The organism is Marinobacter sp. EVN1 (assembly GCF_000475375.1).
GTDB classification, from domain to species: domain Bacteria; phylum Pseudomonadota; class Gammaproteobacteria; order Pseudomonadales; family Oleiphilaceae; genus Marinobacter; species Marinobacter nauticus.
On sequence record NZ_AXCB01000017.1, the window covers coordinates 85452 to 100663 of the forward strand.

Here is a 15212-nt window from a genome sequence, read left to right on the forward strand (position 1 = left end):
TCTTCCCTGCTTTAAACTGCCACCCATGAAACCTGTTGATATGTTGAGCCTGGATCTGCGATCCCTGGCAACGTTTGTGGCGGTTCTGGATGAGGGCAGCGTGTCCCGGGCGGCGGTTCGTCTGGGCGTTACCCAATCGGCCGTGAGCCACACCCTCGAGCGCCTGAGACAGGCCTTCGGCGACCCCCTGTTTGTGAAATCAGGGCGCGGCATTGTACCCACCGACTACGCCCTGCGCACCGGCCCCCACATCCGCCAGCTGCTGGACGATCTGCGCACCCTGCCCTCCGGGCCGCCCTTCGAACCGGCGTCGGCGGAATTCACCTTCACCATTGCCGCCAACGACTACCAGCGGGATCTGCTTCTGCCCGGGCTGCTCCGAATCCTGCGGCAGCAGGCCCCGGGCATCCGGCTACAGGTGATTCCCTCCGGCATCCCCAACGCCGACATGCTGCGCAAAGAAGCCTGCGACCTGATCATCAGCCCGCACGCACCAGAAACCACCGACATCATGCAACGGGGCCTGATGGCGGACCGCATGGTGGTGTTCTACGACCCAAACCAACGCAACGCGCCCACAGATCTGGCCGAATACCTGAAAGCCGATCACATCGCCCTGATGTTCGCCACCGGCGAACGGCCCGGCTTTGAAAACACCCTGCACGCCAAGGGCCTGGACCGCCGCAACGTGGTCACCGTCTCCAACTTCTCCGGCCTGCCCGAATTCCTCCGCGGCACCGACATGCTGGCCACCGCCCCGGAACGCATGAGCGCACAACTCATGCGGGACTTCGCCTGGGTTCCACTTCCCTTCGACTACAAGCCCTTTACCCTGCTGATGCTATGGCACCGAAGGCACCAGAATGACCCGGCCCACCGCTGGGTGCGCAACCAGGTGAATTCGGTTGCAGCGACCATGAACGGGCTGAACGATTAATCAATCAATTTTGTTCATGTATTGCATGAGGCTACAAGCCGTTATCCAAACGCACCATAAACCCTAGACTTCACGTCAATCGTCGACCTAGCGCAACTCTAAAGTCAGGACAAATAGTGTTAGCACTCACAAGCATCTGGACAACCATACTGCTGGCCGCCGCCGTCGCCCTCGGGCCACTGGCCGTGGACATGTACCTGCCAGCATTGCCCCAGATCGGCGCCGACTTCGATGCCGGCACCAATCAGGTCCAGCTGACTCTGAGCGTCTACCTGGCCGGCTTCGCCATCGCACAACTCATCTGCGGGCCGCTGGCCGACCGCTTTGGCCGCAAACCCATCATGATCGGTGGCTTCCTGCTCTTTACTGTTGCGAGCATCGGCTGCGCCCTGGCCAACAACATCGAAACCCTGCAGCTGTTCCGGTTCCTGCAAGCCCTGGGCGGCTCCGCTGGCCCTGTGTTGGGTCGCGCCATCATCCGCGACATCTATACCCCCCGGGAAGCCGCCAAAATCCTCGCCCTGCTGGCCAGTATCATGGCCCTGGCACCGGCGGTGGCCCCTACCCTGGGCGGCCTGATGGTCGGCGGTCTCAGTTGGCACTGGATCTTCATCGCCATGGGCGGCTACGCCCTCGTCATGGCGGCGGTCACCGCTTTTGGCATCCCTGAGCCACTGAAACCGGAGTATCGCCAGCCCCTGCGCCTGTGCCACCTGTTCGCCAACTACCGGCGCATCAGCACCGACGCCAGCTTCATTGGCTACACCCTGACCAACGCCGCCATCTACGGCGGGCTGTTTGCCTTCCTGTCTGGCGCCTCCTTCGTGCTGATTGACGTACTGGGGGTTCAGCCCGAGCACTTCGGCTTCTACTTCGCCGCCATCGTCGTGGGCTACATCGCTGGTAATCTGGGCTCCATCCGACTGGCGCGTTACCTGGGGCCGGATCAGATCCTGTTCTACGGTCTGATCACCGCTCTGGCCGGCGGCGCCATCATGGCGCTCCTGGCCTACCAACAGGTTTACAGCCCGTGGGCGGTGATGATTCCCCAGGCCATCTTCATGGCCGGTACCGGCCTGGTACTGCCCCAGTGCATGGCCGGCGCCCTGGCCAACTTCCCCACCATGGCCGGCTCCGCCTCCGCGCTTTTTGGCTTTATCCAGATGAGCGCCGCCGCCATCGCCGGCGCCATCGTCGGAGCCCTGCACAATGGCACCCCTCTGGTGATGGCCACCGTCATCGCCACCTGCGCCGGCCTGGCCATGATCGGCTACCTGCTGCTGGTACAACGCTACCCGGCGAAAGCCTTTGAAACCGGAAAAGCCAGCGCCTGAAAGGCTCGCACGAGCATGATCCAGCTAAAGTCGGGGATGAAAAGTCATCCAAAGTAAGCTACACAGAGTAAGTTGCAGAACGTAAAACCAAGGAACTCTCAACAAACTCAGGAGCAGCATATGAGTAATGTCACCCTCGACGGCAACCCCATTGAACTGAGCGGGAAATTTCCCCAGCCGGGCGACAACGTACCGCCCTTCACCCTGACCAGCAGCGGACTGGAAGAAGTCAAGCTCGACAACTGGGCCGGTAAACGCAAAATCCTCAACATCATCCCCAGCATCGACACCGGTGTATGCGCCGCCAGCACCCGCAAGTTCAACGAAAAGGCCGGCAGCCTCGACAACACCGTAGTACTGGTTATCTCCGCGGACCTGCCCTTCGCCGCTTCCCGTTTCTGTGGCGCCGAAGGCCTGAAAAACGTGGAAACCCTGTCCACCTTCCGCAACTACAGCTTCCAGCAGGACTATGGCGTCGCCATCCAGAACGGCCCCCTCGCCGGCCTCTGCGCCCGCGCGGTGGTGGTACTGGACGAGAACAACAAGGTAATCCACAGCGAACTGGTCAACGAGATCAAGAACGAGCCGGATTACGATGCGGCTTTGAGTGTGCTCTGAGCCAACCCCCTCTCAAGCCAGTGCCAAACTTACTCCTTCGGCACTGGTAAACCTCCGGGGTTGAGGCAGCCGGGTGGGGATGTCCTTCCAAAAATTTGCGGAGCCAGGGATGGCGGAGCAGAAGCGCCACACGGATGTGCCGCAGGAGCGGTTTTTGGAAGGACATCCCCACCCGGATGCATGCACTCAATATACGAACTGCTAGAATCCCCGCCACACTCAATACCAAGGCCCTCAAGCTAACGTGCAAAACCACCTGCAAAACGCCTCCCTGGGCCGCCAGCTCTACCACATGACCTGGCCCATGCTCTTCGGCGTGCTCTCGCTGATGACCTTCCAGCTCACCGACAGCGCCTTCGTCGGCCAACTCGGCCGCGACCCGCTGGCAGCGCTGGGCTTTACCGTGCCCATGCAACAACTGGTCAGTGGCATGTACGTAGGACTGGGCATCGCCACCACCGCCATCATCTCCCGCACACTGGGCCAGGGCGACGACATGCGCGCCCAACGCCTGGGCGGCCTGGTGGTCGCCATTGGGGCCGGCCTGGCTTTCCTCCTGTGCCTGTCGGTCTGGCTCCTGCAAAACCTGATTCTGGACCTGCTCGGCGCCGAACAGGCCCTGCGGCCAGTCATCAGGGAATACTGGGCACCCTGGCTGCTCTCCGCCTGGACCGGCGCCATGGTCTACTTCAGTTACGCTGTGTGCCGCGCCAATGGCGACACCCGCCTGCCGGGCTACATGATGATCATCACCAGCCTGCTCAACATCGCCCTGGACCCGCTGTACATCTTCGTGTTCGGCTGGGGTCTGCCCGGCGCCGCCTGGGCCACCATCACGGCCTTCGGCATTGGCGCGCTGATCGTCTACCCGACCCTGCTCAAACGCCAGTGGCTAAGATTCGACCTGCTCCAGCTGCAACTGGCTCAGGCTGTACGCCAGCTCGGCGGCATCATGGCGCCGGCCATGGTCAGCCAGCTGATGCCACCTATCTCAGCCATGCTGGCCACGGCACTGGTGGCAGGGTTCGGCTCTGCTGCGGTGGCCGCCTGGGGCCTGGGCACCCGCCTGGAGTTCTTCTCCATTGTGGTAGTGCTGGCCCTGACCATGTCCATGCCGCCGATGATCGGCCGCATGCTGGGGGCCGGGGAAATCGAGAAGATCCGCAAGCTGGTTCGCATTGCGGTGCGCTTTATCGTGATCTGGCAGCTGGCCATCGGGCTGATCTGGCTGGCCGCCTCCGGCTTCGTCTCTGGCCTGTTCAGCCGCGATGCCGGAGTACAGGACATTCTGGTGAGCTATCTGCTGCGAGTGCCACTGAGCTACAGCGGGCTTGGCGTGTGTATTCTGATGGTGTCAGTCAACAACGCGCTGGGCATGCCCATGCGCGCACTGTTGATTTCCACCCTGCGGCTATTCGCCTGCTATCTGCCCCTGCTCTGGATTGGCGGGCAACTGGCCGGGCTGACCGGGCTGATGTCCGGCGCTCTGGTGGGCAACCTGCTGGCCGGCACCATGGCCTATAGCCTGTATCGCCAGGGTATGAGCCGGTTGCGCCAGCAGGGGTAATACTCAGGCAAACCGGGCGCGGAAGCTCTCGGGCATGGGGGTTACTTCCCGGCTCTGGTAGTTAAAGAACACGAAACCGTACTTGGCCAGCGCCACTGGTTGCCCGCTGTCGGCCTTGGTGACCCGGAACACGAAATCACCGCCGTATTTGTTGAAATCCATCAGCCCCACTTCAAAGCGCAGCAGGTCCGGGTAGAAGGACTCACCCTGGTACATGGTAGCGAGATCCGTGACGATGATGCCCACACCATCGTGGCCCGCCTCTTCAATGCCGTGCTCCACCAGGAATTGGGCGCGCGCTTCAGACAGCATGGAGATCAGCGCGTCGTTGCCCAGGTGGTTGGCGCCGTTGATGTCGGTGATGCGCACCGGCAGGCGGGTTTCGAAGGTGAAGGCGGTGTCGGGAAAGTCGAGTTTGATTCTGGCCACTTGGGGGTCCCCTGGGGTGCGCTTGGTGCGATTGAGTAATGGGGGTGCATCATACTCCGACCTTTGTCGCTTCTCATCCTGTGGGTTGTTCGGGTATCTTGCTAACAACTATGCGCATTTAAGCTGGCGTTTGTGGCGCTTGGGGATGAGCTTTCCAAAAACCGCTCCTTCGGCACATCCATGTGGCGCTTCTGCTCCGCCATCCCTGGCTCCGCAAATTTTTGGAAAGCTCATCCCCAATCCCCACGCTGACGTTCTGCGCGCACCAAAAACACTAACAAGACGCTGAGAAGCCTATGAACATCCGTCCCGCCGCCACCCTGATTCTGACCCGTGATACCGATAACGGTATTGAAGTCCTGCTTCTGCAACGCACCTGGGATGCGGTGTTTCTGCCGGGTTATTACGTGTTCCCGGGGGGTGCGGTGAATGCGCAGGAGCCTGAGGGGCGGGCTCATGTGGTGGGTGTGGAGGATGCCGACATCAGTCAGACCATGAGTCTGGATGAAGGCGGGGCGGATTACATGCTGGCGGCGGTTCGGGAGTGTTTTGAAGAGGCGGGGATTCTGCTGGCTCAGGATGCGTCCGGTCAGTTGATTGGCGCCGATCACGGGGTTCACAGTGAGCGAATGGCGTTGTTTCAGGAGGAGATTTCGCTGGCGCAGTTGTGTGCGAAGCATGGTTTGACGGTGCCGCTGGACCGGTTGGCGTATCTGAGCCACTGGGTGACGCCACCGGGGCCGCCGCGCCGTTTTGATACCCGTTTTTTTGTAGCGGTGGCGCCGGAAGGCCAGGTGGCGAGCCATGATGGTACCGAAACCATTGATCACGTCTGGATTACGCCGGCTCAGGCGCTTGAAGAACATCGGGCCGGTGCCCGGTTGCTGGGGTTACCGACGATCCGGACCTTGCGGGTACTGAGTGAGTTCGGCACGACCGGCGAGCTGATGCGTTATGCCCACGCCAACCCCCCGGAGGCGTTTCCGGATCAGCCCTGGCCGGCAGTGCGCAAGGGCAAGCCGGTGATGCTGGAACCCAACGCTCCGGCCTATGACGAGGCAGTCAAGCTGGATCCGGAAGGTGAAGGGTCAACCCGTGCGGAGATTGTTCCCGGGGAACCGGTGGAGGTGGCCGCCGGGGTTATCCGGCTGACCGCGCCGAACCCCGGGATGATGACCGGCCCGGGCACCAACACCTATATCCTTGGCCATGAACGTTTTACGGTGCTGGACCCCGGCCCGGCGAACGAGGCGCATATCGAGCGAATTCTGGAGCTTACCGGTGGTGTGGTGGATCAGGTGGTGGTTACCCACACCCATATGGACCACTCCCCGGCCGTGGCCCAACTCAAGGCACGTACCGGTTGCCGGGTATTTGGCTGGCCAGCACCCGAGGGCGCGGGGCAGGATCAAGGCTTCACACCGGATGATCAACCCGGGCATGAAGACCTGATTGTGACCGAAGCGGGCATCCTGAAGGTTTTGCATACCCCGGGCCATGCTTCGAACCACCTGTGTTATCTGTTGCTGGATCAGGAATTACTGTTTTCCGGGGATCACATCATGCAGGGATCAACGGTGGTGATTAACCCACCGGACGGTGATATGAAGGCCTACATTGATTCCATGTACGATCTGCTGGCCGAGCCTGTGCGCTTCATTGCACCGGCCCATGGTTTTCTGATGGGCCAGCCTGCGGCGGTGATGGATTACCTGATCACCCACCGGCTGTCCCGGGAACACAAAGTGTGGCGGGCGCTGGAGGCGCTGGCACCGGTCAGTCTGAAAGACCTGACCGCCAGGGCCTATGACGATGTCCCGGCCGCCATTCACGGCCTGGCCGCCCGCTCAGCGCTGGCGCACCTGCTGAAGCTGGAAGCCGAACACAGGGCGTTCGCCGACGACGGGCTCTGGCACGTGGTCGCGCCAGACTGAGCCTACTTCTTGGCGATCACCCATACCGCGTGCACGATGCCCGGAATGTAACCCAGGATGGTCAGCAGGATGTTGATCCAGAAATGCTTGCCGATACCAACCTGTAAAAAGACGCCTAACGGCGGTAACAGAATTGCTACCAGAATTCGCAAAAGATCCATTCAGTTCTCTCCTTGACGGGCGTAAAACAGTCATATCACTGCAAGATAGCAGTGGTATGACATTTCACCATATTGAACCGGGTAAATTCGGCCCGGTTTCATGAAAGTGGCATTAAACCTCTGTCACAGCCGTATTCATGATTGAGGCTCATCCCTATCCTTGGGGCCACATCGTCAGGTAATTGAGGACTTATGCTGAGAGCAAGGCTCAGATATTCCATCACTAGCGCACTCACATCATCACTCCTGGTTTTGGCGACGCCCGCCGTGCTGGCCGAGGCAGTCAGTTCCAAGGCAGACGCCACCGCCCTGTTGGTGGCCGATCTGGCGGAAGATGAAAACGTTGAGGATGTTGAGCACTCGGAACCCCGCCGGGGCTCTGCGCAGGCACGCGCCCAGGCTGAGACAACCAGCGAACAGAGCAGCCCGCAGGCACCCCCGGTGGAGGCACCGGAGGCAGCCAACAAGCCCCGTGAAATCGCACCCAATATCGACCTGAAAGAAGTGGCCCCGCTGCCGGAGCCGGAGCCCGAGGCAAGCGATTCCGGGGATTCTGCCGTGCAGCCGGAACCTCAGGCCGAAATACAATCCGGGACAGCCGACGCGGCCGGGAGCAACACCCCGGCGTCCCCGGACGATATTGCCGAAAAAGAGCCGGAACCAGCAGCACCCGTGCCCGCAGAGAGTTTCACACTGCTGGGCAAGGAAATTCTACCCGGCACTGCGACACGACTGGCCTGGTCGCCAGGCATTCAGATTGCCGGGTTGTCCCAGATTACCCCGGTACTGGTGGTCAATGGCGTTAACCAGGGCCCGACCCTGTGCCTGACCGGCGCGGTTCATGGTGACGAGCTCAACGGCATCGAGATTGTCCGTCGCAGCATGTACGACCTGAACCCGGAAAAACTCAGTGGCCGGGTTATCGGCGTGCCCATCGTGAACCTCACCGGCTTTCAGCAGGGCAGCCGCTATCTGCCGGATCGTCGCGACCTGAACCGGCATTTCCCCGGCACCCCGGACGGCACACTGGCCGACCGCGTTGCCCATTCCCTGTTTAACAACGTTATCCGGCACTGCGACATGCTGGTGGATATTCACACCGGGTCACTCAAGCGCACCAACCTGCCGCAACTGCGGGCCGACATGAACAATCCGGATGTCGCCGAATTCACCCGGGGCTTTGACCGGATGGCCGTGGTTCACAGTTCCGGTTCACCCGGCATGTTGCGTACCGCGGCTACCGAAGCAGGAATCCGCACCGTGACACTGGAGGCCGGGGAATCCCTGCGCATCCAGGAACACCAGATTGAGGCAGGCGTGAACAGCCTCAACAGTCTGATGGAAAAACACGGCATGATTTCCCGCATGTTTGTCTGGGGCGATCCGGAGCCGGTGTATTACGACTCTACCTGGATCCGGGCCCAGCATGGCGGCATCCTGTTCAGCGAAATCAAGCTTGGAGCGACGGTATCCGAGGGCGAGGTACTGGGTTATGTCGCCGATCCAATCACCAACGAACAGCATCCGATTCGCGCCTCCTCGGACGGCCGGGTCATCGGCATGGCGGTGGATCAGGTGGTGATGGCAGGGTTTGCCGCCTACCACATAGGTACGGAGGCACAAGTACCCGGAGAATAGTATGCTAGGCGTTTTCCATGGGCACGGAACCAGCAGGAGACGGAGTGTCTGACCTGAACGCCACAACGCAAAACTCCGGGCAAACCCTGGCCTACATCGGTCTGGTGCTGACACCGCTGTTCTGGGCCGGCAACGCCGTGGTGGCCCGCGGCACGGTCGAGCACATTCCGCCATTGTCCATGTCGTTCTGGCGCTGGGTACTGGCCCTGGCCATTATCCTGCCGTTCGGCTTACCCGGTATCTGGCGCCACCGGCAGGTGATTCGTCAGCGCCTCGGGTCCATGATTGCACTGGCCACCTTCAGCGTTGCCGCTTTCAATTCCCTGCTCTATGTCGCGGCCATGACCACGACAGCCACCAACATCGCGCTGATCAACGCCACTATCCCGATTTTTGTCGCACTGCTGGCCTGGCTGTTGTTGGGTGACCGGACCCGTCCGATTCAGATACTGGGCATTGCCATGGCCCTGGCCGGCATTCTGTGCGTGATTGCCCGCGGCGATGTGTCGGTGCTGACCGGCCTGCAGGCCCAGCCCGGCGATCTGGTGATGGTGGCTGCGGTGTTCAGCTGGGGCCTGTTCTCGGTGCTGTTGCGCCGGCAGGCGGTGCCACTGCCGGCACTGACCTTCCTCACCACGCAGATCCTGCTGGGCACCCTGATTCTCGCGCCGGTCTACCTGCTGGACTTTCTGTTCTTCAGCGGCGGCTTTGCCCTGTCACAAAGTACCGCCCTTCCTCTGATCTATTTTGCGATTTTTCCGGGCATTCTCGCCTACGCCTTCTGGAATCATGGCGTACACAGCATTGGCCCTGCCCGGGCTGCCATTTTCATGTACCTTACGCCGGTTTATGCCTCTGTGCTTGCGGTGGTTTTCCTCGGGGAAAGCCTCAGCCTGTTTCATCTGGCGGGTGGACTGCTGATACTCGGAGGCCTGATACTGGCGACCCGAACCGGCCGGCGTCTGTCCCGCCCGCCTGTCACTGCACTGGATAAAGGAGAGCTGAATGACTAGGCAAACCGCCTCTGCATATTCCTGGCCGGCCATCATTACCCTGATGCTGGCCGCTCTTTCCCTGAACGTCGCGGCAGCCCCCTGCGACCCGGATGAGTCCAAATGGGCGCCAGCCCGCTACTACCCGGCCGGAGCGGTAGTGCACCATGACGGCGAGTGGTACCAGTCCCGGGAGCTACACCAGGGCCTGGAGCCGGGTATTACCTTCGACTGGAAACAGCTCGATTCTGCACCCGAATGCTCCGGCGAGGCAGCGCCCCCGGCCCCGATCGACAAGTCCGATGTAGAAACCGGGCGAACTGCGCAGACAGGCACGGTCACTGGCAGCCCGGATTCACCAGCCTCGGAATCATCCAGTGACAACGAACTGTGCGAGCAGCCCGACCAGTGGCTGTTCTCGGAGAGCTACACCGTAGGCAGCGAAGCCAGCCATGGCGGCAAGATCTGGAAGGCGATCCGCCCGACCAGCGGCGATATGCCCGGGATGAATACGCCGCCGCACTGGCAGCTGGTTGAAGATCACTGCTCCCTGGAAAATCAGCTGCCCTGAAGGGCCGCCTCAATACGGTCGAGAATCTGCGCCAGTACCGCTCTCGGGCAGCCGATGTTCAGCCGCATGAAACCGCTGCCCTGGCTGCCGAAACTTAGCCCCGGATTGAGGCCAACCCCCGCCCGTTGCACGAAGAAGCGTTTCAGGGCGGTGTCGTCCAGCTGCAGGCCCAGGCAATCGAGCCAGATCAGGTAGGTGCCTTCCGGCGCCGCGGTTCGGATGCCCGTGAGTCGGCGGTCAACCTCCTGCACCACGAAATCACGATTGCCCTTCAGATAGGCCATCAGATCATCCCGCCAGGGACCACCATGGCGATAGCCTGCCTCGAACCCGGCGATGCTGAACGGGTTACACTGCGGCAGGTGCAGCCGTTCGAACACCGTTTTCATGGCCTTGCGGCGCTCCGGATCCGGAATCACCAGGGCCGACAGGCCCAGCCCCGGCATATTGAAGGTCTTGCTCGGCGCAACCGCCGTTATCAGCGCATCATCCCCTTCGGCCAGGGTCGCCAACACCCGATGAGCAGGCTTGTCTGGATAGGTAAGATCGCAGTGAATCTCGTCCGACAGCACCACCAGGCCATGACGGCGCGCGATGTCCAGCACCTGAACCAGTTCCGCCTCGCGCCAGACCCGTCCCACCGGATTATGGGGTGAACACAGCAGCAATACCTTGGCATCCGGCCGGGCGGCGCATTGCTCCAAATGCTCCAGATCCATGCGGTAGTCACCGGTTTCGTCTGCCATCAAAGGGTTTTCGATCACGGTCCGGCCGGTATCCCTGACCGAGCTGAAAAACGGCGGGTACACCGGCGGCTGGATAATCACGCCCTCTCCGGGTTGGGCAAAGGCCAGGCAGGCCGCGTTGAGGGACGGCACCACCCCGGGCGCCATGACAATCCAGTCTCGCTGGATGCTCCAGCCATGACGGCTTTCAAACCACTGGATCATGGCCTCATAAAGGCTGTCCGGGAACAGGGTATAGCCATATACCGGATGCTGCGCCCGCTCGGTCAGCGCATGGGTGACCGCTTCCGGGGCCGGGAAGTCCATATCGGCGACCCACGCCGGTATCACATCGTCACGGCCGAATACCGCCTTGCGGGCATCAAACTTTACCGAACAGGTGTGCTCTCTGGCGATGGGCTGATCGAAAACGCTGCCATTCATGGGGGCTCCGCTTGCTGTCTCCGTGAAAACGCTATTGTGGTGGCCCGGTGCCGCCGTCGCAACCGACGCTTTGGCTCCGGCTTTGGTCGAAGAGCCATGAATTTCGCTTGCCCAATCCACCCGATGCTTGCGAACCTAACGGATTAGTCACCTGCGTTGACCAAAAACAATAATCGGAGCCCTTCCATGATTGGCCAGATTCTTTCCACCATGCTGCCGGTATTCCTGATTGCCGGCTGCGGCGCCTTGTACGGGCGTTACCGGACACCGGATATTCAGGGCCTGAATGTGCTCAACATGGAACTGTTCGTGCCCATGCTGGTGTTTGCGGTACTGGCAGACCAGCAGGCGCCCTTGCAGGAATACGGTTGGCTGGCGCTGGCCGCCACGGTGGTGGTTCTGGGGTCCGGTGTGATTCTGTATCCGGTGGCCAGGCTGCTGAAGCTGAACCTGAAAACCTTCCTGCCACCGATGATGTTCAACAACTCCGGCAACATGGGGATTCCGATTCTGGTGCTGGCATTCGGGGATGCGGCGCTGCCTGCGGCCATTGTGCTGTTCATCGTGGAAATGCTGCTGCACTTCTCGGTAGGCCTGTACATGCTGGACCCCCACACCTCCATTATCCGCCGGCTACGGTTGCCCATCGTATTCGCCAGCATCGCCGGCCTGGCGGTGAATCTCAGTGGTATCCCGCTGCCGGGTTGGCTGCTGGAAACCCTGAACATGCTTGGCGGCGTGTGCATTCCACTGATGCTGTTTGCCCTGGGCGTCCGCATGCTGGATGTCGATTTCAGTGACTGGAAACTGGGGCTGATCGGCGCCATCGCCTGCCCGCTCTCCGGACTCATTCTGGCCTGGCCAATGATTGCACTGCTGGATCTGCCGGGGCTGCAGGTCGCCAGCCTTTGGGTCTTTGCCGCCCTGCCACCGGCCGTACTGAATTACATGGTGGCCGAACAGTATCAGCAGGAACCCCACGCTGTGGCCTCCCTGGTGCTGCTGAGCAACCTGGGCAGTCTGGTGGTGATGCCCATTGTGCTGGGCTTGGTATTTGCGGCGGGCTACGTGTAAGCTTCTCCGCAATCCGGAGATTTGATCAATGTCAGAAACCCTTGCGGTGGTCCGCGCGTCCCGCCCGAACTTTTTACTGCTCGCCCCATTGTGTGCCGGCCTGGGCCTGGCCGTCGCCTGGCAACAGGGCCAGGCGCCCGAACTTTTACACACCTTTCTGGTTTTCCTTGGCGCCGTACTTGCCCATGCGGCGGTGAATCTGCTGAACGAATACGACGATTTTCGCTCCGGCCTCGACATGATCACCGAGCGCACCCCGTTCTCCGGTGGCAGCGGCGCCCTGCCCGAGGTGCCGTCTGCAGCCCGGCGCGTGCTCTGGGCAGGTCTGGGCACACTCGCGGTGGTGGTTACCATCGGTCTGTATTTTCTCTGGCTGCGGGGTCTGCCTCTGCTGGTGCTCGGAGCGGCCGGTGTGGTGCTGGTGCTCACCTATACCCGCTGGATTACCCGCTCCCCACTGCTGTGCCTGCTGGCACCGGGCATGGGGTTTGGTCCCATCATGGTGCTGGGCACCGTTATCGCGCTTGGGGCAAGCATCGATACCACCGCCCTGCTGGTGTCTCTGGTGGCGCTCTTGATGGTCAGTGAGCTGTTGCTGATCAACCAGATACCGGATGCAGAGGCCGATCGAGCGATTGGCCGGCGCCATCTGGTGATTACCCTTGGCCCCGAAAAAGCCGCCCATCTGGTGGCTGGCCTGTTGCTTGCCAGCTATGGTGTCATCGTTGCCGGTGTGGTCAGTGGCTATCTGGCAATGACCAGCCTTATCGCCCTGGCACCGCTACCGGCAGCAATCTGGATCAGTCTTCGACTGCCTCGTGTACTGGCGATGCCAGACCAGCTCAACCACGTGCTGGGCGCCAACGTGGCGGTACTGCTGTCCACACTGGCGCTGCTGGTAACCGGGCTCAGCCTTTGAGCCTGAACCGGCTGACCCGGGACTGCAGCTGCCCCGCCAGCACGGCCAGGTCGCGGCTGGCACCCGCCACCTGATCTGAACCTGCGGAGGTTTCGATGGTGGCATCGTGAATCCGGGCGATGTTCCGGTTCACTTCCTCGGCCACCGAGCTCTGTTCTTCCGCCGCGCTGGCGATCTGGGCATTCATATCATTGATTGAAGCCATTTCTTCCCGGATTCGCGCCAGAGAACGCTCGGCTTCCGTCGTTTTTTCGACGGTAACGCCCGCCAGCTTCCGACTCTCTTCCATTTCGCCCGCTGCCTGGCCGGCTCCGGTCTGTAGCCGGCCAATCATGTCCTGAATCTCACGGGTAGATTCCTGGGTGCGGGACGCCAGGGAACGGACTTCATCCGCCACCACAGCAAAGCCACGACCATGCTCACCGGCACGGGCCGCCTCGATCGCGGCGTTCAGGGCCAGCAGATTTGTCTGTTCGGCGATGGCGTTGATCACTTCAATAATCTGTTCGATGTTACCGCTGTCTTCGGACACCCGGTTCACCGAAGCCGCCGCCTGCTCCAGCTTGTCGGCCAGACCGGTAATGGCGGCAGCGGTTTCCTGTACCACCTGATTGCCGGTTTCCACTTCGGTGTCGGCTTTCTGGGTAGCGCTGGCGGCACTGGCCGCAAAGCCGGCCACTTCATTGACCGTGGCCGCCATCTGGTTCACGGCGGTGGCCATCTGTTCAGCCTCCGTCGCCTGCATCCGGATCTGGCGGCTGTTGTTGTCGGATGTCCCTTCAAGTTCCTTAGAGGAGTTGGACAGCTCATCCGCCGCTGAGCGCACTTCCTGGATGATGCCGGTCAACCGGGCGATGGTATCCACCAGCGCGCCCATCACACTGTTGGGATAACGCGTGTCCAGTTGCTGATCCAGATTACCGTCGGCCAGTTGGCGAATGGCCTCTGCCACGATTTCCGGCTCAGCACCCAGAATCCGCTTAAGACCACGGATGATCACCGTGGCAATCACAATACTCAGCAACACCGCGACCGCTGTCACCGAAATGATCAGCAGATTGAAACCACTGGCCGCCTGACGAACCGCATTCACATCGCCGGCAATTTCATCTTCCTGGTAATCAATAAAGGCGTTTACCCGGTCGAGCCACTCGCTGTACGCCGGCGAGGCTTCCTGCAGCAGCAGTTGCCGGGCCGCTTCATTCTGACCATTGCTGCGAAGCTCAATCACTCTGGCCGTCAGGGCAAGGGTGGTTGTCTCGATGTTTTCGATCGCATCCAGCAGCTCCCGCTCCTGTGCCTGGGCGCCCTGCTCCCGGAACATCCGGGCCATATCACTGGCGTTCTCCCGATACATGGCAGCCAGCCGGTCGATGTCCTGCAGATGCCGCTGCAACTCGGAATCCCGGTTTACCAGCACCGCATCGCGGATGGCAATCGCCCGATCATGTACGCTGCCCCGAAAATTGATGGCATAACGCTGCTTCAACGCCGCGCCTTCGTTAACCGAGGTGAGGGTCTTGTCCATGAACCCGACCCGCTGGTTGCCGATCACCGTGATCGCAATCATCAGAGACACGATCAGCCCGAATCCCAGGGCCAGGCGTTTGGCAACGGTAAGTTGGCCAGTCATAAAACACTCCAGAGTGAGAGAAAACGTGGAGTGATTTACGATAGGTATTAGGAATGGCTCAAAAGGAATTGAAAGATTTTGTAAATTAATAATCTCCGTTCCCTGGTTTCCGCAACCCGACCAGATCCACAAACCGCGCTCGCTCTGGCCTTAACCACGCTAACCGCTTGCAACTGACCGAACTTTGACCGATGGTAAGAATCAAATCTGTCTGATTTCATTCATGATATGGAGGT

General features: G+C 60.9%; 14 protein-coding genes. 10 read left to right on the forward strand and 4 right to left on the reverse strand.

What is annotated here, in order from left to right; genetic code table 11:
* The first annotated feature begins 25 nt into the window (after window positions 1–25).
* From Q674_RS29435 to Q674_RS29450, 4 genes are all read left to right on the forward strand, one after another.
* Window positions 26–937 carry a LysR family transcriptional regulator gene (locus tag Q674_RS29435; protein WP_031210070.1) on the forward strand — a complete coding sequence of 304 codons (912 nt, stop codon included), beginning with the start codon at window positions 26–28 and terminating at the stop codon, window positions 935–937.
* A 116-nt stretch (window positions 938–1053) separates the two neighbouring features.
* Window positions 1054–2271: a Bcr/CflA family multidrug efflux MFS transporter gene (locus tag Q674_RS29440; protein WP_023008714.1), complete on the forward strand. Its 1218-nt coding sequence runs from the start codon at window positions 1054–1056 to the stop codon at window positions 2269–2271.
* Between the two features lie 120 nt (window positions 2272–2391).
* Complete coding sequence (gene tpx / locus Q674_RS29445; RefSeq protein WP_011787201.1) at window positions 2392–2889, forward strand: thiol peroxidase; 498 nt, start codon at window positions 2392–2394, stop codon at window positions 2887–2889.
* 244 nt (window positions 2890–3133) lie between these two features.
* A complete protein-coding gene (locus tag Q674_RS29450; RefSeq protein ID WP_023008715.1) occupies window positions 3134–4456 on the forward strand; it encodes an MATE family efflux transporter in 1323 nt (440 codons plus the stop codon).
* A gap of 3 nt (window positions 4457–4459) precedes the next feature.
* On the opposite strand, the gene Q674_RS29455 is transcribed toward Q674_RS29450, so the two are convergent.
* Window positions 4460–4885 carry a thioesterase family protein gene (locus tag Q674_RS29455; protein WP_014423046.1) on the reverse strand — a complete coding sequence of 142 codons (426 nt, stop codon included), beginning with the start codon at window positions 4883–4885 and terminating at the stop codon, window positions 4460–4462.
* 296 nt (window positions 4886–5181) lie between these two features.
* Here Q674_RS29455 and Q674_RS29460 point away from each other — a divergent pair, with 296 nt between their 5' ends.
* A complete protein-coding gene (locus Q674_RS29460) occupies window positions 5182–6819 on the forward strand; it encodes an MBL fold metallo-hydrolase (RefSeq protein ID WP_023008716.1) in 1638 nt (545 codons plus the stop codon).
* 2 nt (window positions 6820–6821) lie between these two features.
* Here Q674_RS29460 and Q674_RS40870 read toward each other — a convergent pair whose 3' ends face one another.
* Entirely contained in the window at window positions 6822–6980 is a 159-nt protein-coding gene (locus tag Q674_RS40870) for a YqaE/Pmp3 family membrane protein (protein WP_014423048.1), read from the reverse strand.
* Between the two features lie 192 nt (window positions 6981–7172).
* On the opposite strand from Q674_RS40870, the gene Q674_RS29470 reads away from it, so the two are divergent.
* Genes Q674_RS29470 through Q674_RS29480 form a run of 3 tightly spaced genes read left to right on the forward strand, consistent with a single transcriptional unit; the run spans window position 7173 to window position 10181 of the window.
* Window positions 7173–8618 (forward strand): succinylglutamate desuccinylase/aspartoacylase family protein, encoded by a 1446-nt coding sequence (locus tag Q674_RS29470; RefSeq protein ID WP_031210072.1) that lies wholly within the window; start codon window positions 7173–7175, stop codon window positions 8616–8618.
* Between the two features lie 17 nt (window positions 8619–8635).
* On the forward strand, window positions 8636–9631 hold the full coding sequence (locus Q674_RS29475) for a DMT family transporter (RefSeq protein WP_031210073.1): 996 nt from the start codon (window positions 8636–8638) through the stop codon (window positions 9629–9631).
* Window positions 9624–10181, forward strand: coding sequence for a hypothetical protein (locus tag Q674_RS29480; protein ID WP_023008719.1), 558 nt, complete (start codon window positions 9624–9626; stop codon window positions 10179–10181). The genes Q674_RS29475 and Q674_RS29480 overlap by 8 nt, the downstream gene beginning before the upstream one ends.
* Here Q674_RS29480 and Q674_RS29485 read toward each other — a convergent pair.
* Window positions 10169–11350: a MalY/PatB family protein gene (locus tag Q674_RS29485; RefSeq protein ID WP_023008720.1), complete on the reverse strand. Its 1182-nt coding sequence runs from the start codon at window positions 11348–11350 to the stop codon at window positions 10169–10171. The genes Q674_RS29480 and Q674_RS29485 overlap by 13 nt on opposite strands.
* A gap of 186 nt (window positions 11351–11536) precedes the next feature.
* Between Q674_RS29485 and Q674_RS29490 the strand changes: the two genes are divergently transcribed.
* Window positions 11537–12424: an AEC family transporter gene (locus Q674_RS29490; RefSeq protein WP_011787210.1), complete on the forward strand. Its 888-nt coding sequence runs from the start codon at window positions 11537–11539 to the stop codon at window positions 12422–12424.
* A 28-nt stretch (window positions 12425–12452) separates the two neighbouring features.
* Window positions 12453–13343, forward strand: coding sequence for a prenyltransferase (locus Q674_RS29495; protein WP_023008721.1), 891 nt, complete (start codon window positions 12453–12455; stop codon window positions 13341–13343).
* Here the strand turns inward: Q674_RS29495 and Q674_RS29500 are convergent.
* Window positions 13333–14976: a methyl-accepting chemotaxis protein gene (locus Q674_RS29500; RefSeq protein ID WP_023008722.1), complete on the reverse strand. Its 1644-nt coding sequence runs from the start codon at window positions 14974–14976 to the stop codon at window positions 13333–13335. The two genes, Q674_RS29495 and Q674_RS29500, sit on opposite strands and share 11 nt — an antisense overlap.
* Window positions 14977–15212 lie beyond the last annotated feature (236 nt).